This window comes from Pseudoalteromonas sp. SWYJZ12, from assembly GCF_015864395.1.
Taxonomy (GTDB): domain Bacteria; phylum Pseudomonadota; class Gammaproteobacteria; order Enterobacterales; family Alteromonadaceae; genus Pseudoalteromonas; species Pseudoalteromonas arctica.
Genome location: NZ_JADYXH010000001.1, coordinates 453869 through 479509, shown reverse-complemented (window position 1 = coordinate 479509; position 25641 = coordinate 453869). Strand labels below are relative to the sequence as shown.

At 38.7% G+C, this 25641-nt stretch carries 23 protein-coding genes; 20 read left to right on the top strand and 3 right to left on the bottom strand.

Going from position 1 to position 25641, the window contains the following annotated elements; all coding sequences use genetic code 11:
- Positions 1 to 212: 212 nt before the first annotated feature.
- Entirely contained in the window at positions 213 to 875 is a 663-nt protein-coding gene (locus tag I6F42_RS02070; protein WP_231616283.1) for an ABC transporter substrate-binding protein, read from the top strand.
- Here I6F42_RS02070 and I6F42_RS02065 read toward each other — a convergent pair.
- Positions 864 to 1679: a thioesterase family protein gene (locus tag I6F42_RS02065; protein ID WP_024593153.1), complete on the bottom strand. Its 816-nt coding sequence runs from the start codon at positions 1677 to 1679 to the stop codon at positions 864 to 866. The two genes, I6F42_RS02070 and I6F42_RS02065, sit on opposite strands and share 12 nt — an antisense overlap.
- Before the next feature lie 242 nt (positions 1680 to 1921).
- Between I6F42_RS02065 and dnaK the strand changes: the two genes are divergently transcribed.
- The 12 genes from dnaK (at position 1922) to I6F42_RS02005 (ending at position 15165) form a co-directional block, all read left to right on the top strand.
- A complete protein-coding gene (dnaK, locus tag I6F42_RS02060; protein ID WP_008171317.1) occupies positions 1922 to 3835 on the top strand; it encodes a molecular chaperone DnaK in 1914 nt (637 codons plus the stop codon).
- Between the two features lie 202 nt (positions 3836 to 4037).
- Entirely contained in the window at positions 4038 to 5177 is a 1140-nt protein-coding gene (gene dnaJ, locus I6F42_RS02055) for a molecular chaperone DnaJ (RefSeq protein WP_010553942.1), read from the top strand.
- Positions 5178 to 5274: 97 nt separating this feature from the next.
- Positions 5275 to 5736, top strand: a complete 462-nt coding sequence (gene ybaK, locus I6F42_RS02050) for a Cys-tRNA(Pro) deacylase (protein WP_007585460.1) — start codon at positions 5275 to 5277, stop codon at positions 5734 to 5736.
- Positions 5737 to 5886: 150 nt separating this feature from the next.
- The gene (locus I6F42_RS02045; protein WP_024609209.1) at positions 5887 to 6291 is read left to right on the top strand and encodes a DUF1761 domain-containing protein; all 405 of its coding nucleotides are present in this window, start codon (positions 5887 to 5889) and stop codon (positions 6289 to 6291) included.
- A gap of 92 nt (positions 6292 to 6383) precedes the next feature.
- Positions 6384 to 6752: a response regulator gene (locus I6F42_RS02040; RefSeq protein WP_197150513.1), complete on the top strand. Its 369-nt coding sequence runs from the start codon at positions 6384 to 6386 to the stop codon at positions 6750 to 6752.
- A 146-nt stretch (positions 6753 to 6898) separates the two neighbouring features.
- Positions 6899 to 7150 (top strand): hypothetical protein, encoded by a 252-nt coding sequence (locus I6F42_RS02035; RefSeq protein WP_007585454.1) that lies wholly within the window; start codon positions 6899 to 6901, stop codon positions 7148 to 7150.
- 203 nt (positions 7151 to 7353) lie between these two features.
- Complete coding sequence (locus tag I6F42_RS02030) at positions 7354 to 7617, top strand: hypothetical protein (protein ID WP_010553937.1); 264 nt, start codon at positions 7354 to 7356, stop codon at positions 7615 to 7617.
- Positions 7618 to 7787: 170 nt separating this feature from the next.
- Entirely contained in the window at positions 7788 to 9518 is a 1731-nt protein-coding gene (locus tag I6F42_RS02025) for a cache domain-containing protein (protein ID WP_010553936.1), read from the top strand.
- On the top strand, positions 9511 to 10875 hold the full coding sequence (locus I6F42_RS02020; protein WP_010553935.1) for a sigma-54 dependent transcriptional regulator: 1365 nt from the start codon (positions 9511 to 9513) through the stop codon (positions 10873 to 10875). The genes I6F42_RS02025 and I6F42_RS02020 overlap by 8 nt, the downstream gene beginning before the upstream one ends.
- A gap of 174 nt (positions 10876 to 11049) precedes the next feature.
- Positions 11050 to 12006 carry a porin gene (locus tag I6F42_RS02015; RefSeq protein WP_197150511.1) on the top strand — a complete coding sequence of 319 codons (957 nt, stop codon included), beginning with the start codon at positions 11050 to 11052 and terminating at the stop codon, positions 12004 to 12006.
- 8 nt (positions 12007 to 12014) lie between these two features.
- Complete coding sequence (locus tag I6F42_RS02010; protein WP_197150507.1) at positions 12015 to 13490, top strand: DASS family sodium-coupled anion symporter; 1476 nt, start codon at positions 12015 to 12017, stop codon at positions 13488 to 13490.
- Positions 13491 to 13746: 256 nt separating this feature from the next.
- Positions 13747 to 15165, top strand: coding sequence for a coniferyl aldehyde dehydrogenase (locus I6F42_RS02005; RefSeq protein ID WP_197150503.1), 1419 nt, complete (start codon positions 13747 to 13749; stop codon positions 15163 to 15165).
- A 136-nt stretch (positions 15166 to 15301) separates the two neighbouring features.
- On the opposite strand, the gene I6F42_RS02000 is transcribed toward I6F42_RS02005, so the two are convergent.
- Complete coding sequence (locus I6F42_RS02000) at positions 15302 to 16027, bottom strand: tetratricopeptide repeat protein (RefSeq protein WP_007582012.1); 726 nt, start codon at positions 16025 to 16027, stop codon at positions 15302 to 15304.
- Positions 16028 to 16714: 687 nt separating this feature from the next.
- Here I6F42_RS02000 and I6F42_RS01995 point away from each other — a divergent pair.
- The 7 genes from I6F42_RS01995 (at position 16715) to I6F42_RS01965 (ending at position 24635) form a co-directional block, all read left to right on the top strand.
- Positions 16715 to 17578, top strand: coding sequence for a DUF6279 family lipoprotein (locus I6F42_RS01995; protein ID WP_197150499.1), 864 nt, complete (start codon positions 16715 to 16717; stop codon positions 17576 to 17578).
- Between the two features lie 85 nt (positions 17579 to 17663).
- Positions 17664 to 18692 carry an XdhC family protein gene (locus tag I6F42_RS01990; RefSeq protein ID WP_197150496.1) on the top strand — a complete coding sequence of 343 codons (1029 nt, stop codon included), beginning with the start codon at positions 17664 to 17666 and terminating at the stop codon, positions 18690 to 18692.
- Positions 18686 to 19279 carry a nucleotidyltransferase family protein gene (locus I6F42_RS01985; protein WP_121955118.1) on the top strand — a complete coding sequence of 198 codons (594 nt, stop codon included), beginning with the start codon at positions 18686 to 18688 and terminating at the stop codon, positions 19277 to 19279. The genes I6F42_RS01990 and I6F42_RS01985 overlap by 7 nt, the downstream gene beginning before the upstream one ends.
- A 199-nt stretch (positions 19280 to 19478) precedes the next feature.
- The gene (locus I6F42_RS01980) at positions 19479 to 19967 is read left to right on the top strand and encodes a (2Fe-2S)-binding protein (RefSeq protein ID WP_007582016.1); all 489 of its coding nucleotides are present in this window, start codon (positions 19479 to 19481) and stop codon (positions 19965 to 19967) included.
- Positions 19968 to 19979: 12 nt separating this feature from the next.
- Positions 19980 to 22271, top strand: coding sequence for a xanthine dehydrogenase family protein molybdopterin-binding subunit (locus I6F42_RS01975; protein ID WP_197150494.1), 2292 nt, complete (start codon positions 19980 to 19982; stop codon positions 22269 to 22271).
- 185 nt (positions 22272 to 22456) lie between these two features.
- Entirely contained in the window at positions 22457 to 23428 is a 972-nt protein-coding gene (gene moaA, locus I6F42_RS01970) for a GTP 3',8-cyclase MoaA (protein ID WP_010553927.1), read from the top strand.
- 169 nt (positions 23429 to 23597) lie between these two features.
- Entirely contained in the window at positions 23598 to 24635 is a 1038-nt protein-coding gene (locus I6F42_RS01965; RefSeq protein WP_197150492.1) for a GGDEF domain-containing protein, read from the top strand.
- A gap of 10 nt (positions 24636 to 24645) precedes the next feature.
- Here I6F42_RS01965 and I6F42_RS01960 read toward each other — a convergent pair whose 3' ends face one another.
- The gene (locus tag I6F42_RS01960; protein WP_010553925.1) at positions 24646 to 25584 is read right to left on the bottom strand and encodes a LysR family transcriptional regulator; all 939 of its coding nucleotides are present in this window, start codon (positions 25582 to 25584) and stop codon (positions 24646 to 24648) included.
- Positions 25585 to 25641: the final 57 nt, after the last annotated feature.

The window sequence follows — 25641 nt, the reverse complement described above, 5'->3', positions numbered from 1 at the left end:
ATCGCAGCAGGGGCATACAGTTTGCAATTTAATACCAAGCAAGAAGAATATTTCTTCAATTTTGCTATATTTAATACATTAATACAACGCGTTCTGCTATCAAGCTGTTCGTTATATAAAGGAAGCGTGTGAAATATTATTTTTACTACATATTAATGTGGCTCTTTATTTGCTCGAAAAATGCTGTGGCTATTAATAAAGAGCGAGAGGTAATGATCGCTGCGAGCGCATCAATTCCACCCTATGTTTTTGTAAAAACAGACTCGGGTATACACCTAAATTTAATAAAAGCCGCGTTAAAGGCCAATGGATTTGCCAATATTAATGTGCAATATATGTCGAATAAACGCGCTGAGCATCAATTGCATAATAAAGGAGTAGATATACTTTTAAATTATGCTGGAGGAATTAGTGCGGGTATTTATCCAAGTAAAACGGTACTTAGTTATGAAAATGTGGCCATTACACTCAAGCGAAATAAATATAACATTGATAAAATAGAAGGCATGTTTAATAAAAACGTTCTTGCTTTTCAAAATGCAACGGCATATCTGCCTCCTATATTTAAAAGGAATGTTAAACACTTTAGCTCATATCAAGAGGTTATTAATCAAAAAGCGCAGGTAGATAAGCTGTTAAAAGGTTGGGTTGATGTAATTGTGTTAGATAAGCGTATTTTTTACTATTACTACAATCAACATAAATCCCCCGAAGCTGTGCAAATTTACACTTTATTTCCAAAAGCAGATCGACCTGCTTATTTTAATAACCTCGTTTTAGCTACTGAGTTTGATATTGGTTTGGCGCTCATCAAGCAAAATGGTACTTATAAAAGGATTGTTGATGAAGGCCAAACCCATTCATCAATCAAATAAAGCCACTGTTTGACGTGTAAGCGCTATTAGCTCACCCGACTGCGACCATATACAGCCATCTTCTAAACCGTAACCATCTTTTGAATGATGAGTAATTGCTTCAAAGCCAAGCCATTCTCCAGGTGTTAAGTTTGGCTCTTGCACAAATTCTAAATACCACGACATGCTACTTGCAGGAGCGGGTTGTTTAAACATTTGTAAAAGTGTTGGCGGCCATGCATCGGTAAGTGCAATCACATGGGCTTCAGTTATTTGTTCGGGCGTATGTTTAAAGCGCATCCAGCCACCTAAGTGAGAAGTTTCTGCACTACTAAATGGCATAGCACCTTGTTGGGGGCATAAATCAACATGTTGGAAAAATTCAGGCATCTGACCTTTTATAAAAGGTAACGTGTGGCGCTCATCTACTGGCTTTAAACCCAAAGATTTTGAAACAGGCACATTAATACCCGACTCTCTACTTTTAGCAAAACATGCTTGTACAATTACGCACACTTGTTCATTTTGAATCGCTTTGGCAAGTACCTGTGTACTGCTTTTACCTTGGCGCAGTATTTCAACAGACAATGAAAAAGAGGTATCGGCAAGTAATGGCCCTACAAAATTAGTACTGAGTGAAAGTAAGCGACGATCATCCGTTACCTTGCCTCTGATTGCTTGATATAACAGCGCAGCCGAAAGCCCACCAAAAGCAGTTCTGCCCTGACACCAGTTTTCTGGGAATTGCATTGTGCTAGTTGATTGTTCGGTATTGTCTGAATTTCCAATTTTTGAAGCTTGCTGAAGTAATTGTTCAAAATGCATAGAAGATATCCTTTTATAGTGCGATTTAATAAATTTATAACACAATCAAACTAGTCAGACCAGTAATTAAAAGCGACTCCAGCGGTGTAAAAATCATCATTCCTTACAATTATTAGGGTTATTTTGTAAATAAATCATAAAAAATGAATTTTTTTTCATTTTTACAGTTGAAATAAGTTTGGCGCATCCCTATTTACTATGTCATCGAACGTATTAACGAATATTGAAGTTGGAGAAGTTTCATGGGTAAAATTATTGGAATCGATTTAGGTACTACAAACTCTTGTGTTGCAGTACTTGATGGTGGCAAAGCACGTGTTATTGAAAACGCGGAAGGCGATCGCACAACCCCGTCTATTATTGCTTACACGCAAGACGGCGAAACATTAGTAGGTCAATCTGCTAAGCGTCAAGCGGTTACTAACCCGACAAACACATTATTTGCAATTAAGCGTTTAATTGGTCGTCGTTTTGAAGACGAAGAAGTACAACGCGATATCGGCATCATGCCGTTTAAAATTGTTAAAGCTGATAACGGCGATGCATGGGTAGAAGCGGGCGGCGAAAAACGCGCTGCACCACAAATTTCTGCTGAAGTACTGAAAAAAATGAAGAAAACAGCTGAAGACTTCTTAGGTGAAGAAGTAACTGAAGCCGTAATCACAGTACCTGCATACTTTAATGATTCACAACGTCAAGCTACGAAAGATGCTGGTCGTATTGCGGGTCTTGAAGTTAAACGTATTATCAATGAGCCAACGGCTGCGGCACTTGCTTACGGTATGGATAAAAACCGTGGCGAAAACGTAGTTGCAGTATATGACTTAGGTGGCGGTACTTTCGATTTATCAATCATTGAAATTGATGAAGTTGAAGGCGAGCACACTTTTGAAGTACTTGCTACAAACGGCGACACTCACTTAGGTGGTGAAGATTTCGATAACCGCGTAATCAACTACTTAGTAGCTGAATTCAAGAAAGATCAAGGCTTAGACCTTAAAAATGATCCGCTTGCAATGCAACGTGTTAAAGAAGCTGCTGAAAAAGCAAAAATTGAACTTTCATCTGCACAGTCTACAGAAGTAAACCTTCCGTATGTAACTGCTGATGCATCTGGTCCTAAGCACATGAACGTGAAACTAACACGTGCTAAGCTTGAGTCACTAGTTGAAGATTTAGTAACTAAAACAATTGAGCCACTTAAACGTGCACTTGCTGATGCTGATTTATCAGTAAGCGACATCAACGACATTATTCTTGTTGGTGGTCAAACACGTATGCCTTTAGTACAAAAAATCGTTGCAGAGTTCTTCGGTAAAGAGCCTCGTAAAGATGTTAACCCTGATGAAGCAGTAGCCGTAGGCGCAGCGATTCAAGGCGGTGTACTTGCTGGTGACGTTAAAGATGTACTATTACTAGACGTTTCTCCATTATCTCTAGGTATTGAGACAATGGGCTCAGTAATGACTGCATTGATTGAGAAAAACACGACGATTCCTACTAAGAAATCGCAAACGTTCTCAACAGCTGAAGATAATCAATCTGCTGTAACAATTCATGTACTTCAAGGTGAGCGTAAACGTTCAAGCGACAATAAATCTCTAGGTCAATTTAACCTAGAAGGTATTCGTCCAGCACAACGTGGTACACCACAAATCGAAGTAACATTTGATGTTGATGCCGATGGTATCTTACATGTATCTGCGAAAGATAAAGATACAGGTAAAGAGCAAAAGATTACGATTCAAGCATCTTCAGGCTTAAGCGATGACGAAATTGAAGCGATGGTTCGTGATGCAGAAGCACATGCTGAAGACGATAAAAAGTTTGAAGAACTTGTAGCTGCTCGTAACCAAGCTGACGCTTTAGTTCACGGTACACGTAAGCAAATTGAAGAAGCTGGCGATGCATTACCAAACGAAGACAAAGAAGCAATTGAAGCGGCTGTTGTAGATTTAGAAGCTGCAATTAAGAGCGACAATAAAGAAGAGATTGAAGCTAAAACTCAAGCTCTTGCTGAAAAGTCTCAAAAACTAATGGAAATTGCTCAAGCGAAAGCACAGCAAGGTTCAGCAGACGCTGGCGAACAACAGTCAACTAAGCAAGACGACGACGTTGTTGATGCAGAGTTCGAAGAAGTGAAAGACGACAAGTAATTGTTGCTACCGCTTCTCGCTAGCCAAAAACACTTAACTCAGTTAGGTGTTTAGGTTAGGATGAACAATTGAGGCGCGCGAGCAATAGCTTGTCGCGCCTTTTGCATGTATTCAAGGTTTAAAAATTCAATGATAAATCGATGCGATTTATCGGTTTATCCAGCAGCTTACGCTGTAAACAGAAAAGAGTAGTGTGATAGATATGTCAAAACGCGATTATTACGAAGTCCTCGGCGTAAGCAAAGATGCGAGTGAGCGAGACATAAAAAAAGCGTATAAACGCTTAGCGATGAAATATCATCCAGATCGTACCGCAGGCGATAAAGATCTCGAAATAAAATTTAAAGAAGTTAAAGAAGCGTACGAAATTTTAACCGACGATCAAAAACGTCAAATGTATGACCAACATGGTCACGCAGCCTTTGAACAAGGTGGTGGCGGTGGTCACGGTGGTTTTGGTGGCGGACATGGCGACTTTGGTGATGTATTTGGCGATGTATTTGGCGATATTTTTGGTGGCGGCGGTGGTCGACGTCAATCTCGTCAACAACGTGGATCTGATTTACGTTACAACATGGACTTAAGCTTAGAAGAAGCTGTTCGTGGTAAAGAAGTTGAAATTAAAGTACCTACATGGGTTGGTTGTGAGCCATGTGATGGCAGTGGTGCTAAAGCGGGTTCTAAACCTAAAACATGTACTACATGTCATGGTGCTGGCCAAGTGCAAATGCGCCAAGGTTTCTTTGCTGTTCAGCAAACGTGTCCAACGTGTCAGGGACAAGGTCAAATTATTTCAGACCCTTGTAACAGTTGTCATGGACAAGGCCGCGTAGAAAAAACTAAAACGCTTTCAGTTAAAATTCCAGCTGGCGTTGATACAGGCGACCGTATTCGCTTAACGGGTGAAGGCGAAGCCGGAATGCATGGCGCACCATCGGGCGACTTGTATGTGCAAGTATCGGTTCGTGAACATGAAATATTTGTACGTGAAGCGAATAATTTATATTGTGAAGTACCAATTAGCTTTACTACAGCAGGCCTTGGTGGCGAAATTCAGGTGCCAACACTTGATGGTCGTGCAAAACTTAAAATACCGTCTGAAACTCAAACGGGCAAAATGTTCCGTATGCGTGGCAAAGGTGTTAAGTCTGTACGCAGTGGTGCACAAGGCGATCTAATTTGTAAAGTGGTAATCGAAACGCCAGTTAATCTTAACGAGCGTCAACGTGAACTACTTCAAGAGTTAGATGAAAGCATGGGCACAGATAGCTCTAAAAACCGTCCTAAAGAGCAAGGCTTTTTTGACGGTGTTAAAAAGTTTTTTGATGATTTAACTAAATAAATTTAAATTATTATGAACCAAAAAACGACGCTTTTAGCGTCGTTTTTTTTGCTTTAAACTTAATTTTTGTTACTGTGAATAAAAAAGATGAAACAGCATGACACCAGCAATAGATCTACTTAAAAAGCAAAAAAAAACCTTTGAAGTACTCAGTTATGAGCACGATAAGAATAATAGCCACTACGGGCTTGAAGCCGTTGAAAAGTTAAATTTAGACAGTGCACAAGTATTTAAAACCATAGTACTTGAAACACATGAAGGGCAACTGATTGTTGCTGTAACGCCTGTATCTCAACAAGTTAATTTAAAACAGTTAGCTAAATTATGTGGGGCTAAAAAAGTAATTATGGCTGCCCCACAAAAAGTACAAGTTAGTACCGGTTATATTTTAGGAGGGGTGAGTCCGCTTGGACAAAAAAAACGTCTAGCTACGTTTATTCATAGCAGTGCTTCTCTCTTTGACACTATTTATGTGAGCGCCGGAAAAAGAGGCTTAGAAATAGCACTCTCGCCAACTGATTTAGCCTTATTGACCAATGCAAAATTTGGCGATTTATAAATTTTATTTTTATAATTACCTTCTATACCAAAAATTAATTTAAGTAAGGCCATTTGCTCAATCCCCTATTTATAACTACATTGGGAGTATCTTTATACCGTTAATATTTAATACCAAACGGTATTACACTTTTTGTATACGGCTATTTGTATGAACCTTTTAGATGTAGATTATTTTGCGATACTAGTGGCTGCACTGTCTTCTTTTATGCTTGGTGGTATATGGTATTCAAAAGCTCTCTTTAAAAATGCCTGGCTAGAAAGTATAGGCTTAACTGATCTGGATTTACAATCGGCTAACCCTAAGTTGATATTTGGTGGCAGTTTTTTTTTAGTTTTTATAGCGGCTTTAATGCTATCTCTTTTTTTAGGTAAGGATGCAAGCGTAGGTGAAAGTATAGGAGCCGGCTTTGTGATCGGCTTTTTTTGGATCAGTAGTTCATTTGGATTGAGTTATATATTTGAGCAACGCCCTCTAAAGCTTTTTTTAATTAACGGGGGGTACCATATTTTACAATTTTCGTTAATGGGGCTCATTTTAGGGATATGGCCGTAAGATTTAAATAATCAGCAAATCCAAATTTGATCCTTATCTACGAGTAGAGTAGTTTTATATAATCCCATTTATACAATTTGGTAAAGAAACTAATGAAAATATTAGTTGTTGATGATATGCCACTCATGCGACACGTATTAATTAATATGCTTAGAAAACTAGAGTATAGCAATATCGTTGAAGCAACTGATGGATTGCAAGCTTTGGTATTTCTGCGCAACCAGCATTTCGATTTGGTTATTACTGACCTTCATATGCCAAAAATGGATGGCGTTAGTTTACTTACTAACATTCGAAAAGATAAAGAACTCGCTGATATTCCCGTTTTAATGGTTACTTGTGAAGACAGTACAGATAAAGTTAAGCAAGTTATTGCAGCTAAAGTATCAGGATTTATAGTCAAACCTTTTAATATGAATGTATTGTCATCTCAGTTAAAACGCTTCTTTTTTAAAGATTAGGATGTGTTTATTTTATAAAGGTTATATGTAATGGGGCTTTATAGATTAAGTCTGCCGTATCTAAATTCTAAGTCAGAGGTGGTAACCTTTACCCATCTAAACTGATATAATTGCTAATTACTCTTTATATAATACCGCAGGACGTAATGGCAAAACCCAACAAAAAAGGCCCTACTAAAACGGTTGATATTTTTTGCTCTGCTTGTAAAGCCTCTTTATTTAAATATCGAAAAGGGGGGAAAGGAGCATTAGTTAAGTGCTTTAAAGAGCGTATTAGCCAAGACTTTACAACAGAGGCTTGTATTTGCCCTAACTGTAGCCGACCATTTGCCCGAGAAGCGATTATTCGCGGTGCGCCTGCCTATAAAATAATTGGCGGCAAAGTAACCTTTAAATAAGGTATATGAAGTAATACTAAACCGCAATAATACTTAATTAAGCGAATAAGTATAAAGCCTTGTGCATGCGGACATATGGCCTTGTTAGAATTTACCATATTGATAGAATCGCCCGGTTTGCTGTTTCAATGAATGAAAAAATACCCTCCCCATGGATCGGGCCAGTTTATTGGGTTATTTAAAAATGGATAAAGGATAGTTTCGTGATAGCACTCTTATTTGACATCATAGGCATGACAGGTACTTTTTTAGTAGTTGGTTCATTTTTTTTACTGCAGCTAGGTAAAACATCTCCAGCTAGCTTAACGTATAATATGATGAATTTAACAGGGGCAATTTTACTGTTAATTAGCCTTTGTTATAACTTTAATTTAGCGAGCTTTGTAATCGAGATATTTTGGATTGCAGCGTCGTTAATTGGCTTATATAAATATGTTAAAAATAGATCAACATTAGCTACAAATTAATTGTTTTTTAATTTAATGCTAAACAGATCGCTGTAAACATAGTTGTTTACGGCGATTTTTGTTTTTAAACACTTTAAAACTGTTGTTAACAAAAAGTTTATATCTCTGCTAGAGATTAGCCGTTACACTAGCGCCCTAAAATTTTCTTGGCTATTTTTTGCGAGTTCTTCATGTTTTCTTTTTCTAAAAAAATCATTACTGTTTGTGTGTTACTCGTACTTATATTAGTTGTTACGTTTTGGCTTGGTCGTTCTCATGATGTTGAGCAAGCAACCTACCAGGCTGAGCGCCAAGTTACGCAATTAAATAACTATATTGATACTGAGCTTGCTCGTTTTTCTGCTATTCCCCAGTTACTTACCTATAACTCGTTAATGATAGACTTTGTAGATGCGCAGCCACAGCACTATAACGCTATTAATAACTACCTTGCTGATATTCAACAAGCTAGCGGTGCCTCAGATATTTTTGTTCTAAATACTCAAGGCGAAGTTATTGCCAGTAGTAATTGGCAAGCAGATTATACTTTTTTAGGTAGCAACTTTGCGTTTAGACCTTATTTCAAACGTGCATTTGCAGGCGAAAAAGTAGCGTACTTTGCATTAGGCATGCGCTCTAAAGAGCGTGGTATTTACTTTTCACAAGCAGTATATCGCGACAATAAAGCCATTGGTGTTGTTGTGTTAAAAGTGAATGTAAGTAAATTTGAGGATGACAGAGAGCTTCTAAATACTTCAAAGGGTAGTCACTTTTTTTTGCAGCTTGCAGATGAGGTAATTGCAATGTCAGATATGCAAACGTGGCGATTAAACAGCTTCACTGAACTTGATATAACTATGCGCAGAGATATTAAATCTCGTCGGGCTTATTTAGATCATCAGCCTTTGTATATTAAGCAGTTTCAATTTTCTAATGAAGGTATTAAACATTTAAAAATAGATAAAAAACTTTACGTAATGTCGCAAAGACCTTTACGATATTTTAATGCCACGATGAACGTACTCGTTGATATAACAAAAGTTAATTCAGCTCAACTGCCTCGCTTATTTTGGGTATTTATTATCTGTAGCTTAGTTATTATTATTAGTTATATTTTATTAACTCGGTTTGCGGGTTATAAAAAGCTGGTGTACTCCAGACATAGCCTTGAACTTGAAGTCCTTGAGCGCACTCAGGCTTTGGAAAAAGTACAAACGGCTTTAGTGCAGTCTGCAAAGCTTGCGACAATAGGACAGCTAAGTGCAGGAATCAACCACGAAATAAACCAGCCGCTCAGTGCTATTAATACTTATTTAGCTTCGGCAAAGCGTTTATTAGCTAAAGGAAATACTTCAGCACTTGGTGAAAGCTTAGTAGTGATTGAGGGATTAGTTAATCGAGTGCACCAAATTGTAGGTCAGTTAAAGCATTTTAGTAAACCTTCAAAAATGCAGCTCAGACCTTACCCTCTTGCAGGGCTTGTTAATAACGCATTAATGATTTCTAGCGCGCAGTTAAAGCAAGATAACGTACAAGTAGAGCCACCTCAGTTTGATGAAACAGTCGTTGTGTGGGTCGATTCGCTTAAATTTGAACAAGTACTGGTTAATTTAATTACTAATGCTAGCCAAGCTATGAATGGTGCAATTATTCGTAACTTAAGTTTTCAGCTGGAGTGTTTTGAAGAGCGAGTAAAACTGTCGATTTTAGATACTGGCTCTGGTATTGAGCAACATGCATTTGGTAATTTATTTGAACCTTTTTATAGTACTAAATCAAGTAAAGGTTTAGGCCTTGGTTTATCTATATCAAAACAAATAATAGATTCGTTTAATGGTTGTTTGAGCGCGCACAATCGAGTTGAAGGCGGGGCTGAATTTATAATTAGCCTCTCTAACAGGCAGGAAAATAAAGATGATTGATAGCTCCCCATGTAATCACATAATAGTCATTGATGATGAAGCAATGATCAGAGACTCTTTAAAGCAATTGCTCACTCTCGAAGGATACACCGTTGAGTGCTTTAATGACGCAAGTACCGCTCTTAGCAAACTCAATAGGCGCTTTGCTGGAGTTGTGCTGAGCGATATAAATATGCCGAACATGGATGGCTTAACGCTTTTAGAGCAAATAACGGCTTTTGATAGTGAGCTCCCTGTAATATTTTTAACTGGTTACGCTGATGTATCGATAGCAGTTAAAGCGATGCAATTAGGTGCGTATGATTTATTTGAAAAACCAGTTAACGAACATCTTCTTGATTGCATAGCACGAGCGTGCGACAAACGAAGCCTTGTTATGGAGAACCGCGCATTAAAAGTGGCTGTACAGAAAACCTCAGCCCCAGGTGTACGCATACTAGGTGACACACCTAAAATGCAACACATGATGCACTTATTAAACACAATTATAGATACCCCAACCGATGTAATGATTGAAGGTGAAACTGGCACAGGTAAAGAACTTGTAGCGCGGTATCTACACGATCAGAGTAATCGCTCTAGCTGTAATTTTGTTGCTATTAATTGTGGCGCAGTACCAGAGCAGTTAATAGAAAGCGAATTGTTTGGTGCAGCAAGTGGTGCCTATACAGGGGCTACTCAAAGTCGAAAAGGTAAGTTTGAATATGCACAAGGTGGTACGGTCTTTTTAGATGAAATAGAAAGCACTCCAATGGCACTGCAAGTTAAGTTATTACGCGTATTAGAAGAGCGAAAAGTAACACCTGTAGGCGATAACAAAGCAATTGATTTAGACATCAGAATTGTTGCAGCTACAAAAGTAGACTTACTTGCGTTAGTTGAAAAGGGTGATTTTAGAGCTGATTTATACTACAGACTTAGTTTGGTTAACGTTAATATTCCGCCATTACGAGAGCGAAAAGCTGACATATTACTTTTGTTTAAACACTTTAGCTCTATTGCTGCAACTCGCTATCATAAGCCGCCGGCGGCAGTAAATTACGAAATACAACAGCGGTTAGTTGCCTATGACTGGCCTGGCAATGTGAGAGAGCTAAGAAATCAAGCAGAGCGAGCTGTATTACTTGGTGCTGAGCTTGCTTTTGCTGAAGTTAAAACACAACAATTAGGTGGCTTATCTCCCGATTTAAGCTTATCTGAAAAAGTCTCTTTTTATGAGCAGTCACTTATTGAGTACGCGCTTGAGCAAAACCACGGCAGTATTAAAAACACCATGGAAACACTGCAAATTGCTCGTAAAACACTTTACGATAAAATGAGTAAATACAATCTTAATAGAGATATGTTTACTGACTAAATGTGTGGGTTTGGTGACAAGATCCACTTTCTTATGTGTGGTAATTCACACGCTTTTATTTAAATTAAACGACTTATTTTAGTAAGCTATTGAAATAGATTGCTTTTATACACTTGGCAGTAAAGTTGCCTTATTAGCGCTACAACAAGTAGATTCTAATAATTAGGGCACACGATGACAAAAACTACACACACCTGTATTTTATTTCTATCCTATGGTTGCTTAGCTACATTTTCACACACATCTTTTGCTGCAGAGTACGCTGTATACGGTAAAGCCGAAGTACAAATTGCCAGTACTGATACGGGCATAATGCGTTATGCCGAAGAGGGTACTCAAATTGAAGCGCCATACTCGCGTATTGGTATTAAGGGCGATCATAAACTTAACGAATATTTAAGTGCTGTTTTTAAATATGAGGTACAAGTTAAAGGTTTTGAAGAAGATGATACGCAAGAGCCTTTTACTGCACGTAATACTTACTTAGGTTTAAAAGGTGCGTTTGGTGAAGTTGTTGTAGGTCGTAACGACACTCGTTTTAAATATTCTGAAGGTAAACTCGATAACTTTAACGAAACGCAGGCGGATATAGCGCAAGTTATTGCAGGCCAAGACCGCCTCGGTGATACTATCACTTACACATCAAACTATTGGCATAATACGCAGTTTTCATTTACTTATGCGCCAAAAGATGACAATAAAGACGATAAAGCAGGCTTTGCTGCTACGCTTATTTATGGCGACCGTAATTTAAAAAGTACTTCATATTATGTGTCGTTCAGTCATGTAGATTCACTTAACAATGTAAAAGCAAGCCGCCTTGTTGGTGTTTATAAGTTCGAACAATTACAGTTAGGTGCGCTGTACCAGCATTCAGAATCAGTAGATGGCAGTAAGTCGGGCAATGGTTACGTATTAAGTGCCAGTTATACACTTGATAAGTGGGTGCCAAAAATTCAATTTGCTAAAGATGACTCAACTCTTCGTCAAGCATCTGAGGCAACGCAATGGAGCACAGGCCTTGATTATGTATTTGATAAGCAAACTACAGCTTATCTTTTATATACCGATCTTAATTTAGAAGAACAAGACGACAGCAGTGTTGCTCTTGGCCTTAAATATAAATTTTAGGAAAAGTAATGACTCAACAAATTTTAAAAAACAATTCTCCTAAAAAACAGAGTATGCAATGGTTTTGGCTATTACTGGGCCCAAGCGTTATGTTGCTTACCTGTCTAGTAAACCCACCTGAGGGTATGTCGGTTGCTGCATTTAAAACAGCAGGCTTAGCATTTTGGATGGCATCGTGGTGGGTAAGTGAAGTAGTGCCAATTCCAGCAACAGCTTTGCTTCCTTTGGTAATATCACCACTTGCTGATATAGAAGCCATAAAAAGTGTGGCTGCACCGTATGCGCATCCACTAATATTTTTATTTTTAGGCGGATTTTTAATCTCTATCGCTATGGAGCGATGGGGGTTACATAAACGTATAGCGCTTAGCACCATGTTATATGCGGGTAAAAAGCCAAGTTTGCAAATTTTAGCAATGATGCTTGTAACTGCATTTTTGTCGATGTGGATGTCTAATACCGCAACAGCCGTAATGATGCTACCTATTGCACTTTCAATTACCAATTTGGTTAAGCAATCAGACCCAAGTAATGAAGGGTTTGGCAAAGCATTGCTACTATCAATTGCTTATGGTGCAAGCATTGGTGGTATTGCTACTTTAATTGGTACACCGCCTAATGCATTAATGGCTGCATACCTATCTGACAGTTACCAAATTGAAATAGGCTTTGCTCAGTGGATGATTGTAGGCGTACCACTGTCTTTAAGTATGCTTATTATTAGTTGGGTTTGGCTTACCAAATTTGCGTATAAAGTAGATGCTAATGTTAAAAACGATCAAAAAATTGATACAAAAGCGGTGTTTTCAACGCAGCTAAAAAACCTAGGTATAATGCAACGCGCCGAAAAAGGCGTGTTATTTGTGTTTGTTTTAGCAGCACTGTGTTGGATATTTAGACCTATACTTGGCGACATAACAGGGCTTAAAATTTCTGATACGGGTATTGCGATTGCCGCCGCATTATTACTATTTGTTTTGCCTGCAAACAAAGGCAGTGACGAACGTATTCTTGATTGGGAAAGCGCAGCTAAAGTGCCGTGGGGCGTTTTATTATTATTTGGGGGCGGACTTACGCTTGCATCTCAAATTAAATCGTCAGGTCTTGCCGAGTTTATTGCTCACATGATTGAAGGCGCAAGTGCGATTCCTCTTGTTATGAGCGTACTTGTTGTGGTTGCTTTAATTACATTTTTAACTGAGATCACTAGCAATACAGCGACTGCAGCTGGCTTTCTTCCTTTGTTAGGACCCGTCGCAGAGTCTATAACAGGTTCGCCTTTAGTTTGGGTTATTCCTGCAGCTATAGCGTGTAGTTGTGCGTTTATGATGCCGGTAGCGACACCACCAAACGCTATTGTGTTTGGCTCAGGGCAAATTCAAATGCGCGACATGATAAGAGCCGGCTTTGTGCTAAATATTGTCGCCATTGTATTAATTACGCTAGTGACAATGACTATCGCAGCGCAAGTATTTGGCTTTTAAAACTGTACTAAATTAGTTCCAACCAACCTATATCAGAGTAGTTTTGTTTAAAGTTATAACTTAAAGCAAAGCTACTCTTTGTATCCAATCTATTTCAGTTAAATTCACGCCATTAGTGTTCAAAAGAGTTGCTTAGGGTAGATTTACCCTTAAAAACTCAAGTTATATATTACGCTTTCAAGCAAATTAGTGTTATTGCTCGAAAAACAGAACAAGGTTATAGTCTGCGGTAACTTTAAAAATTGAGTAATCTATTTTGAGCACCGACACATCACAGGCAATGCCTTTAATTCCCCAATTTGATGAATTGCAAAAAAGCTTTCTCGAAACACCTTACTTGCCAATTGATAAACGTCTCGTTTTATTAAAAAAACTCCGTGTACGTATTGTTGAACTTGAGCAAGAGCTAGTGGATGCTGCTTCAAAAGACTTTGGTTACAGAACCGCTTTCGATACTCTACTTGGCGATATATTGCCTACGGTTCAAACACTCGCGCACATTATCAAAAAGCTACCAAAATGGGCAAAGCCAAGTAATCGCTCTGTAGGTTTAAGTTTGTGGCCTTCAAAAGTAAGTGTTAATTACCAACCTAAAGGTGTGGTTGGTATTATTGCACCGTGGAATTACCCCATTCAGTTAGCGTTAGTACCTGTGCTTACCGCCATAGCTGCCGGTAATAAAGTGATGCTTAAGTTAAGCGAGTTTACACCTCACACAAACGTCGTTATCGAAAAAATATTTAAAGACGACATGCAAACGCATTGCAAAATAATACAAGGCGGTAGCGACGTAGCCGCGCAGTTTTCATCACTGCCATTTGCTCATTTATTATTTACGGGGTCATCGGCCGTTGGTAAATTAGTAATGGCTTCAGCGAGCCGTAATTTAACACCGGTAACGCTTGAGCTCGGTGGTAAATCGCCAGTTATTATTACGCAAAATGCCGATATTAAAAAAGCGGCACAAGCCTTACTGTTTGGAAAAATGGCCAACGCAGGGCAAATATGCGTTGCACCCGACTACGTATTTGTACCCAAAGAGCTTGAGCATCAGCTGGTTCAGCAATTATGCGAGCTTTATAAAAAGCACTTTAAAGACGGTGTTGAAGGTAAAAACTTAACCTCTATTATTAGTGATGCACACTATAAACGTTTAGCAACCTACTTAGAGCAAGCCCAAGAGCTTGGCGCAAACATTATTAAGCCACTTGAGCAAAACCAGCAAGATGAGCAAAAACATCGTATGGGCCTGCACTTAGTGACTCAAGTTACTGACGAAATGCATCTTATGCAAGATGAGTTATTTGGCCCAATATTACCAATAATGAGTTATGACAAGCTCGACAGCGCAATTGACTATATTAAAGCCCATCACCATCCGTTAGCGCTTTATATTTTAGGGCAAGATAAGCACACTCAAGAATACATCATGAAGCAAACAATCAGTGGCACTGTGGCAATAAACGATACGTTAGTGCAAGTAACTGCTGACGATGCCCCTTTTGGTGGTGTAGGGCATTCAGGCATGGGGCATTATCATGGCATAGAAGGGTTTTTAACGTTTAGCCATGCTAAAAATACGTTAGTATCGGGCTCGTTTAATCCTCGTATTGTTATGCTGCTAAAACAAAGCAAACTTCTTATTAAGCTACTAAAGTGGCTTTACATAAAATAAGAGTGTGTTGATTTTGTAAAGTTGAATAGATTTTGAACTTGCTAAATCAAGATATTAAAAAGGCTGAATTACGTTATGTAATTCAGCCTTTTTTAGATTAGTTTCAAACTAAACTCTTAAACTTTAAAATAAGACTTTAAAATAAGCGACCTTCGCCAGCATAGGTACCCACTTGTATTTTTGCATAAATGGCATCGGCTTTTTCTTTAGCTTCTTCAATTTCTTTAGGCAGCATTTTACGCTCATCAAGTTTGCGGCTATGACTCGCTTGCATATTGCCGTTGTACTCAGCGATAGTATTCCAAATGTACGACTTTTCTAAATCTTTTGGCATACCTAGCCCTTCAAAATACATGAGGGCTAAATTGAATTGTGCTAAAGAGTAATTGTTTGCAGCTGCTTTTTCGTACCAGTTGCGTGCCGCTTCATAATCTCGCGTAACGCCCACGCCATTGGAATACATTACACCTAAGTTAAACTGAGCCGCAGGCAGGTTTTTATTGGCTGCTTTTTCAAATAAGGTAACAGCCATTTGGTGATCAAGCTTTACGCCTTTACCTTCGTCGTATAAAACAGCTAACGCAAACATTGAATCCGGGTGGTTCTTTTTAACGCCTTGTTGATAAAGCGCAGCTGCCTTGCGGTAATCGCGTGTTACACCGTATCCACCTTCGTATAATTTAGCTAGTTCGTAAATTCCTGGTGCAAAACCTTTATCGGCAAGGTATTGAAATTCTTTTAGGGCGACTGCAAATTCACCTTCGTTAGCTGCTCTTATGCCATCTTCTAATGTTGCATGAGCGAAAGGGCTGGCAAGTAAAACGCCAGCAAGAACGAGTGCTTTCAAATTAAACTGTGACATATTAATGTCTCCAATTAGTAATAGTTACGATAGGTTTTAGGGCCAGTATATCTTGCCGCGATTAAATAGCGCCTAAATAGAACAAGTTTTAATCCCGAAAGGTAAACAGACTTTAGTTAAATGCTAAATTATTAAATTTTTGCACTATTTGCGCATTTTAAACGTTTAATACTCAATGCATTTAAGTAGAGACTAAATCGGTTATTATAAATAGATGCAAAAAAGGGTGTCTACTGTTATGTTTTACGCCAGCTTTAGCGCAAACGCAAGGCGATACCTTATCAGATCGTGCGTATAAAATGTAAATAATAGCGCGGTGGACTTTTAAGGTAAGTAAACGAGTTTAAGAAGTGTAAGATACAGATTTTATAGAAAATTTAAAGAAATAAAAAAAGCCCGTTAGGGCTTTTTTGAGTCATATTAACCGTCACTAATATGAGCAATGTAGCAAGTAAATGTGATATTTGATGTTATTACTTGGGTCGAGTAAGTAATAACACGAAGCGGCACGCTCTTCTTTTAATGTGTCAGCATCCTTGCTGAATATTCTTCCGTAGGCACTGAGGTCGTTACACTGTGTTTGTGCGAACGATTATCAGTTAGATCTAAATGCAAGTCAATACTTAAATGATAATTATTATCAAATGAGTTTTGAGCTTTGCCACAATCTAAATAATAGAGAAGGTTATGCTTAATAATTTCAAAGCAAAAAAACTAAAACAGATATGCCTTGCTGTAAGTATGTTGTTTTTATGTAGTTGTTCGGCATCTTTTACTTACAATAATTTGAGTTGGCTTTCATCGTTTTGGGTTGACGATTATGTTGATTTAAATAAAAAGCAAAATACACAGCTAAAAAACATAATTACAACAACACAAAATTGGCACCGAACTACCCAGTTACCCGCCTACAGACAAGACATACAAAATATAAAAGTATTGTTTAACCAAACATTGGAGGCTAAACAATTAAAAACACAGGTTGTGCTTGCAAAACAACATTGGCAGAACCTACTTGGATACGCAAAACTGCCTTTAGCTGAGCTTGGGGCAACCTTATCAAGTGAGCAAAGAGGTGAGCTTTTAGACAATATCCAAATAAAAATTAACGACGATCGTGAAGAGTTTAACGAACAAACTCCGCTTGAGCGAAAAAGTGAGCGTTTAGAAGAGCAATTTGAATACTACGAGCAGTGGATAGGCAAGCTTAATAAACAACAAAAAGCGCTGATTAAATCAACTAATGAGCAGCACCAAGACTCAGGAGCGCTCTGGTTAGAGTACAAGCAAAACCGTTTAAATGCAGCCAAACAGGTATTTACAAATGCTGAAATTACAAAAAAAGAATTTATAAATCAGTTAAGTACGGTTATTAAAGAGCGCGAACTTTATATGAGCGACGCACTATTGAAAAGCAATGAAGCAAACTTAAATTTATATATAAATTTACTCTACGAATTAAACCTAACTCTAAATGATAAACAACGCCAAAGCGTTAATGATCAATTTGATGAGTTAATTGAAACCTTAAACGATATAATAGAAAACTAAATTGTGCATGAATTATTAAGTTTTAAATTAGCTGTTTAGGCTGGTTTGTTTTTAAACGCAAAAAATGCTTTTTAAAGGGCAATATATGGTTACAGATTTGAAAAGTATCTTAAACACTTGGTATCTCAATAGGGACAACCAAGAATGGGTTTTAGCTACTTTGTACAAAATTGAAGGCTCTAGCTACAGAAAACTAGGGGCTATGATGCTTATTTCGAGCCTAGGCGAGCGCTTGGGGATGCTTTCAGGAGGCTGTTTAGAAGCTGACATACAGCGCCACGCTAAACAAGTAATGAGTACTTTAACCAGTAAAACCATTAGTTATGATGCTACCGATGAAGACGATTTAACATTTCAACTTGGCATTGGTTGTGGGGGCATAGTACACATTTTACTGCAGCCCATTCACAAAGCTAATGACTATTTACAGTTAGAGCTCGTATCTAAAGCACTTAATGAGAATAAACCAGGGCGATACCTTCAACAAGTAAGCCCGATTTTGCCAGCCGGCAGTGGTGTATTTACGCAAAATGATGAGTTACATGGTTTATCAATGAACCGCAAAGCGCAATTGGTAGAATTACAAGGCGCTACGTGCTTGCAAACTTCTATTTATCCGCCGCCTCATTTATTAATAGTGGGTGGTGGGGCCGATGCAGTTCCGGTTTATACATTTGCCAAACAACTTGGTTGGAGTGTAACTGTATGGGATACACGCGCGGCTAATGCAAAAAGGCAATATTTTAAAAATGCTGATGCTATTTTGCGCATCACACCGAGTGAGTTAAAAGAATATTGCATAACTCATAAAGTCGATGCGGCTATTTTAATGGCTCACAGCGTTGAACTTGACGCCAGTACGTTGGCTCAATTTAAAGATGTTCCGTTTAAATATATAGGGTTATTGGGTCCTAAGCACAGACGTGAACAAGTTTTAGAGCACGCAAATACGCATGTTTCACAAATTAAGTCTCCTGTTTTTGGGCCTGTCGGTTTAAATTTAGGCGGCGACTCGCCAGAGAGTATTGCACTATCGCTGATCAGCGAAATACATGCAGTGCTGTGTGACAAAAACGCCCAATCACTAAGCCATTGGGGGCAAGAGCCGTGCTAATTGCAAAAGTTGTTTTAGCTGCAGGTCAATCATCTCGCTTTAACGGCTGTAAATTAACGGCTGATATCGGGTTTGGCAAAACAATGATTGAGCATGCAGTAAATACACTTCAAGCACTTGATGACACGCCGGTGTATGTAGTTACCGGGGCATGGCATAAAGAAGTATCACAAGCACTGGCAGGTTATAAAAACATAGAGCTCATTGAGAACAAGCAATGGAGCCAAGGTTTAGGTAATTCAATCGCGATAGCTTCTCAAACAGTGTTTAAAAATAAGTCCTTTGATGGGATTTTATTTATGCTCGCGGATCAGGTTGAGCTAAAAGTAGCGCACTTAAGTGAGCTAGTTACTGGTTTTACACGTAATCCATCGCGCTGGTGCGCAAACTATGGCGAGCGTTTAGGTGTACCCGCTATATTCCCAGTGGTTGATTTATCTCAGCTTGCAAGCTTAACTTCAGATAGAGGTGCACAGCAATTACTGCGCTCCAGCAGTGAGGTCGTCAATACAATTAGTTTACGTAGTGCGAGTTTAGACATAGATACTCAAAAGCAGCTAAGTAATTTTATAGCTAAAAATGAGTGAAAAAGTATTAGTAGGGCAAAATAAGTTTTAGCTGCGCTAACGCTTTAGTGCAGTGGTTATGGTATTTAGCTGTTAATGTAGCTGATGCGGTAACTATATTTGTTATGGATTAGTAGTTACAACAATCTTAACTGTTATAACCTGCGTTTAAATTAAATAATTTAAACACGGGTTATAAAGCTTAATCAAGGGGCAAGCTATGGTGACGTTTACAATTAATGGCAAGGTGGTTGAATCACACGCAAGTGAAGATACACCACTGTTATGGGTTATTCGTGATGAAATTGGATTAAAAGGTACGAAGTTTGGTTGCGGTATTGCAATGTGTGGTGCGTGTACGGTGCATTTAGATGGGCAAGCAACTCGCTCATGTGTTTTACCAATTGGCGCAATTGCAGGAAAAAACATTACCACAATTGAAGGGCTTAATAACGAACACCCACTTCAAAAAGCATGGGTTGAAGAGCAAGTACCACAGTGCGGTTACTGCCAATCGGGGCAAATAATGCAAGCTGCTACATTACTGGCAGCTAATCCAAGTCCTTCAGATGAAGAAATAGTAAGCCATATGAATGGTAACTACTGTCGCTGTATGGCTTATAAACGTATTAAAACTGCTATTCAACGCGCTGCAGATGAGTCACAAAGTGTAGTAAATATATTTGATCCAAATGCACAAGACGCTTAACTGGAGCCGATAATGAAAAAATTATTTCAAAAAAATAGCGAAACCGTTAATTTAAATCGTCGCTCGTTTATGATTGGCACTGCTAGCGCAGGCTTAGTCATGGCGTTTGCCCCTGCGTTATTTTCGGGTTCGCTCAGTGCAAAAGAATCAATTGCGCAACAAGCTTTTTCACCCACTATTTGGTGGACTATGAGCACCGACGGCGCCGTAGAAGTGAGTATTGCTAAAGCTGAAATGGGTCAACATATTGGTACTGCTCTTGCGCGCATTGTGGCTGATGAGCTTGAATGTGATTGGGATAAAGTATCAATTACCTACGTAGATACCCATGAAAAATGGGGCTTTATGGTAACGGGTGGTTCGTGGTCTGTATTTCAAAGCTTCAAGCCATTATCTCAAGCCGGCGCTGCGGGTCGAATTGCATTAATAGAAGCCGGAGCCAAAATGCTCGGCGTGCCTGCAGACAAATGTCGTGCTGAAAAGGGCTATATTATTGCAGGCGAAAAATCGGTTAGTTATGCTGACATAGTTAAAAAAGGCGAGTTTAATCGCACATTCACAAGTGATGAAGTTGCAAACTTGCCACTAAAACCTGCTAATAAACGTCATTTAACTGGGCTTAAACAAGACTTTAAAGCGCTTGATATACCAGCCAAAACAAATGGTACCGCAGTATATGGGATAGATGTAGAAGTTGAAGGCATGCTGTACGCGCGACCAGTAATACCGCCAACCCGTTATGGCAGCACAGTAACAAACGTTGACGATAGTGCAGCAAAAGCTATTAAAGGTTACAAAGGCTATGAAATTTTAAATGACCCTAGTAACACAGTGCAAGGCTGGGTTGTTGTATTAGCTGATAGTTACCCAAGTGCCATTAAAGCAGTAGATGCTTTAAAGGTGAGTTACAAAAAGGGTGAGTCAGCAAATATATCTGAAGCTGATATTCAAAAAGAAGGTAAGCGATTATGCGAGCAACGAGACTCGGGTACTTTGTTTGTTGATGAAGGCGATATAAGGAAAACCCAAGCAGACGCTAGTGAGTCGTTAGAATCAATGTATACCACAGCGACAGCGAGCCATTATCAGCTAGAGCCATTAAATGCGGTTGCAGAGTTTAAAGACGGAAATTGGATTATTCATACAGGTAACCAATGGCAGTCACTTACGTTACCTGCGCTTGCTAAAGCACTCGATATAGAACAAAACAAAGTAATTATTCGTCCTTATTATTTAGGTGGTGGTTTTGGTCGTCGATTATTTGGTGACTGGACTGTACCTGCAGCTCTAACCGCAAAAGCAGTAGGTAAACCAGTAAAGCTGGTATTTACACGAGCAGACGATAGTTTATTCGATCAGTCTCGTTCTGCATCTGCTGCAAAAATAACAGCGTCGTTTGATAAAAACGGTACTTTTACTGGTTTAGAGCATGCATTTGCTGCAGGTTGGCCTACTAAAGCAATGGCACCAGCGTTTTTATCACCGGGTGTTGATGGTAAAGGTAAATTTGATGCATTTTCGGCATCAGGCGCTGATCATTGGTATAGCATGAGCAGTCATCGTGCACGCGCTATTAATAACGAAGTTGCTCAAAGCACCTTTACTCCTGGTTGGTTACGTTCAGTAGGGCCTGGCTGGATTGCATGGAGTCTTGAGTCGTTTATTGATGAAATTGCCCATAAGCAAGGCAAAGATCCAGTTCAATTTAGAATTGAAATGTTAGACGGTAAAGGCAAGCAAGCGGGTAAAGCACCTGAGAGCGTTGGCGGAGCACTGCGCTTACGTAATGTGCTTAAAACGGTGTCTGACAAAGTAGCTTCTGTTAAATTAGCTAAAGATGAGGGCATTGGTTTTTCTGTAAGCTCAGGGCAAGAACGTACTATGCCAGCATGGCTTGCAACCGCAGCGCATGTTCATGTTAACCGTGATAGTGGTAAAATAACGCTTAAAAAGCTTTATGTTGTTGTAGATGCTGGCTTAATAGTTCACCCAGATGGCGCACTGGCGCAAATTGAAGGGTCGTTACTATGGGGCAGCAGCCTTGCATTGCATGAGTCAAATACGTATAAAGATGGGCAAGTATCAGCGACTAACTTTAATACTTATTTACCGCTAAGAATGCAAGATGTGCCAGATATTGACATTGAATTTTTACAAAGCGATGAGTTTCCAGTTGGTTTAGGCGAACCTGGCGTTATAGGGGTTGCTCCTGCTATTGGTAATGCTGTGTTTAATGCAGTAGGCGTGCGTTTACGTGACCTACCAATGAAGCCAAGCGAACTTAAAAAAGGCTTAGAAGCGTAAAAAAAAATAACTAAAGGGGTATGCTTTATGCTGCTCCTTTAAGTTATCAAATATATTTATGTAATTATTATTTATGTATCAATAAGTAGCGTTGTTTATACTAATTCGCTTAATTAAATGATTAAGTATTATTGCAAATTGGTATTAGGTTGTTATTACTTGTTGATATTAGTTAAGGTTTATTTATGCTAATCGACCCAACAGGGCGAGAGTTTAGTTACTTACGTTTGTCTATTACTGATGTATGTAATTTTAAGTGTGTTTATTGTTTACCAGATGGTTATCAGGGCGGGCCAGACCGTGGTTTTCTCACAATTGATGAAATTAGCAACACGCTTAAAGCGTTTGCACACCATGGTATCGAAAAAGTAAGGATCACTGGCGGAGAGCCAACCCTTCGTAAAGATTTTATAGATGTTGTTCGCGCGGCAAAAGATGTCGCGGGCATAAAAAAAATTGCAATGACTACCAATGGTTTTTCTCTTCATAAGAATATTCATGACTGGGTAGATGCAGGCTTAAACGCCATTAATGTAAGCATTGATAGTTTAGATTCGCGCATGTTTAACACCATTACTGGGCATGACAAATTTACCTCAGTAATGAAAGGTATTGATACTGCGCTTGAAACGGGTATTGATTCGGTAAAAATAAATAGCGTGTTGATGAAGCAATACAACGCAAAAGAGTTTGATACATTTTTAAATTGGGTTAAACACCGTCCCGTTACCATCCGCTTTATAGAATTGATGCAAACAAACGACAACAAAGCCTTTTTTGATGCTAACCATGTTTCTGGGCAAGTTTTAAAAACTCAGTTATTACAAACGGGTTGGCAGCAAGTTGCGCGTAGTGCATCAGCAGGTCCTGCTCAAGAGTTTGCTCATCCTGATTATCAAGGCAGAATTGGTTTGATCATGCCTTACAGCAACGACTTTTGTAGTACCTGTAACCGATTAAGGGTTACAGCAAAAGGGAATCTGCACTTGTGTTTGTTTTCTGAAGAGGGTATTTCGCTAAGAGAATATATGAACAACAGTTCAAACAGTGAATTAATGGCATTGTTATCTCGTTATATTAAAACCAAAAAGCCAACTCACCTTTTACACCAGGGTAATACAGGTATTACTACTAATTTATCCATGTTAGGTGGCTAGTTGTTAAAGCCACTTAGTGATATTAAAGTATCAAACGTGTTTCTAAAATACACTACATTATCCCTAAAATGTAAATAACTGGTTGTATTTACGTGGTTTTATATGAACAAAGCTTGTTAAATTGTATTTTCACGTTAAACTTACTTTTTATTTTTATTAAGTGATTAGAATGGATATAGCGGCCCTTAATAGCACTAAATCATTAAGAAAGGACGTCCTGAGAGGGATGTGTCTTTGTTTTGGTTTTTTATCGCTAGTATTTGCGAGTGTTAATTTGACCGTAAATAATTTTCCATTGCTAGGCTATATCGAAATCTGTTTTTCTATTTATTGTATATTTACTTATATTTCACTTAAACGCCGTCCACTACAGTTTTGGCAATCCTTAATAATGTGTGCACTGGTAACGTTAATTATTATTATAGGTACATCCTTAGCAACGCCTAGTAATGGTGTGTTTGTATGGTCGTTTGCATTACCTATTTTGTACTACCTGTTACTAGGTAAACAATATGGTGTAATTTTCTCTGCAAATTTATTAGTTATCCAAGTGTTTATTTTAGGGAGTAAGTCTACACTTGCCCCCTTTGAAACTTTTAACTTATCTCTTAATCTACTCTGTGCTTATTTAAGTATTTGGGCGATTTCTCATGTTTTTGAAGGGAGCCGCTCACATTTTTCAAAGCGCCTTAAAAATTTAGCGTTACTTGATCCGTTAACGGGTGCAGGTAATCGTCTTTCAATGAACCACTACTTTGAAGTTGAACTACAAGATAAGTCACAGTTATATTTGTTTTTACTCGATTTAGACTTTTTTAAGCAGATAAATGATGAGCATGGCCATGGTGTCGGTGACCAAGTACTTATCGAAGTGGCCACTTTACTAAGAGTTGTGCTTGGTAGAGGGTATGTATTTAGAGTAGGCGGTGAAGAGTTTGCTTTATTTAGCTCTTTTGCAAATGAAGAGGCTGCACTTAATACCGCTGAACAAATAAGAGCACGTTTTGAAAATACCACATTTGACATTGACGGCCTTGCAATCAATGTTACAACCAGTATTGGTGTCGCAAAATTTAAAAGTACTAATTCATTGGAAAGCTTTGTAAACCAAGCAGATAAACAGTTATATAAAGCAAAACAATTTGGCCGCAATAAAGTGTATTGTAAGTTTAAAAAAGAACACGACGATGAGACGGTAGTTGCTTAAGCAGGGTTACTTAATACATTTGCTCAAAATTGGGGATCCCGCTTTCCCAAATCGGTTTATCTTTTCCTAAATGCTCGCGCACAGCATCAAAAAACAACCGGGTCCTCACTGGTAAATCTCGGTGCGGATATACGGCATACATCGCACTAAACTCCATCAGTTTTACATCGGTCAATAAAGGCACTAGCTTACCTTGTATTATTTCATCACCAATAATAAATGCAGGGGCGACAAAGTAAGTTGTGCCCGATAATGTTTTCATTAACAATGACTCGGCATCATTAGCACGAAACACACTTTTTATTTTTTGCTCGCAGCGTTCACCCTTACTATCGTAGTAATCTATGGTTTCTACTCGAATAGAATTACTGGCATAGCTTGCTGCTGGTAATTGCGCTAACTCTTCGATTGTTTTTGGCATACCGTAAGTTTCAATAAACTGTGGTGCAGCTAAAATTAATAATCGGTTACGCGCTATTTTACGTGCAATAAGTGACGAATCTTTAGGCTCACCTACACGAAAAGCCAAATCAAATCCTTCAGAGACTATATCTACTAATCTATCGTCTAAACGCAGTTCAACTTCTACTTGCGGAAAGCGTTTTTGAAAATCATTAAGTACAGGTTGTAAATAACGACGACCAATAAGTGTTGATGAAGTGATTTTTAATACGCCACGCGGTTCTAAATGGTAGTTTTCAGCCATGCGTACGGTTTCGCCAAGCAGCTCTCTAAGCTCAGCGGCTTTTTTGATCATTTCGGCACCCGCCGCTGTGAGCGAAAATGAACGCGTGGTTCGGTTAAGTAACCTAACGCCTAACTCATCCTCTAAACGGCTAATTTGTTTAGATATAACAGAGCGATCTATGTTGCGGATTTCTGCAGCTTTTGCAAAAGAGCCTTGCTCAACCACTTCAAGTAACATTAAAAGTCGACTTGTTGTATCCATTATTACACCTTAACTAATCTATTGATGCCATTTTGGCATTAATGAATTTAAAAATCT

Bases quoted from the DNA above. Each gene is read 5' to 3' on its own strand.
- I6F42_RS02070 (WP_231616283.1), top strand. From the start codon at position 213: ATGATCGCTGCGAGCGCATCAATTCCACCCTATGTTTTTGTAAAAACA.
- I6F42_RS02065 (WP_024593153.1), bottom strand. From the start codon at position 1,679: ATGCATTTTGAACAATTACTTCAGCAAGCTTCAAAAATTGGAAATTCA.
- dnaK (WP_008171317.1), top strand. From the start codon at position 1,922: ATGGGTAAAATTATTGGAATCGATTTAGGTACTACAAACTCTTGTGTT.
- dnaJ (WP_010553942.1), top strand. From the start codon at position 4,038: ATGTCAAAACGCGATTATTACGAAGTCCTCGGCGTAAGCAAAGATGCG.
- ybaK (WP_007585460.1), top strand. From the start codon at position 5,275: ATGACACCAGCAATAGATCTACTTAAAAAGCAAAAAAAAACCTTTGAA.
- I6F42_RS02045 (WP_024609209.1), top strand. From the start codon at position 5,887: ATGAACCTTTTAGATGTAGATTATTTTGCGATACTAGTGGCTGCACTG.
- I6F42_RS02040 (WP_197150513.1), top strand. From the start codon at position 6,384: ATGAAAATATTAGTTGTTGATGATATGCCACTCATGCGACACGTATTA.
- I6F42_RS02035 (WP_007585454.1), top strand. From the start codon at position 6,899: ATGGCAAAACCCAACAAAAAAGGCCCTACTAAAACGGTTGATATTTTT.
- I6F42_RS02025 (WP_010553936.1), top strand. From the start codon at position 7,788: ATGTTTTCTTTTTCTAAAAAAATCATTACTGTTTGTGTGTTACTCGTA.
- I6F42_RS02020 (WP_010553935.1), top strand. From the start codon at position 9,511: ATGATTGATAGCTCCCCATGTAATCACATAATAGTCATTGATGATGAA.
- I6F42_RS02015 (WP_197150511.1), top strand. From the start codon at position 11,050: ATGACAAAAACTACACACACCTGTATTTTATTTCTATCCTATGGTTGC.
- I6F42_RS02010 (WP_197150507.1), top strand. From the start codon at position 12,015: ATGACTCAACAAATTTTAAAAAACAATTCTCCTAAAAAACAGAGTATG.
- I6F42_RS02000 (WP_007582012.1), bottom strand. From the start codon at position 16,027: ATGTCACAGTTTAATTTGAAAGCACTCGTTCTTGCTGGCGTTTTACTT.
- I6F42_RS01995 (WP_197150499.1), top strand. From the start codon at position 16,715: ATGCTTAATAATTTCAAAGCAAAAAAACTAAAACAGATATGCCTTGCT.
- I6F42_RS01990 (WP_197150496.1), top strand. From the start codon at position 17,664: ATGGTTACAGATTTGAAAAGTATCTTAAACACTTGGTATCTCAATAGG.
- I6F42_RS01980 (WP_007582016.1), top strand. From the start codon at position 19,479: ATGGTGACGTTTACAATTAATGGCAAGGTGGTTGAATCACACGCAAGT.
- I6F42_RS01975 (WP_197150494.1), top strand. From the start codon at position 19,980: ATGAAAAAATTATTTCAAAAAAATAGCGAAACCGTTAATTTAAATCGT.
- moaA (WP_010553927.1), top strand. From the start codon at position 22,457: ATGCTAATCGACCCAACAGGGCGAGAGTTTAGTTACTTACGTTTGTCT.
- I6F42_RS01965 (WP_197150492.1), top strand. From the start codon at position 23,598: ATGGATATAGCGGCCCTTAATAGCACTAAATCATTAAGAAAGGACGTC.
- I6F42_RS01960 (WP_010553925.1), bottom strand. From the start codon at position 25,584: ATGGATACAACAAGTCGACTTTTAATGTTACTTGAAGTGGTTGAGCAA.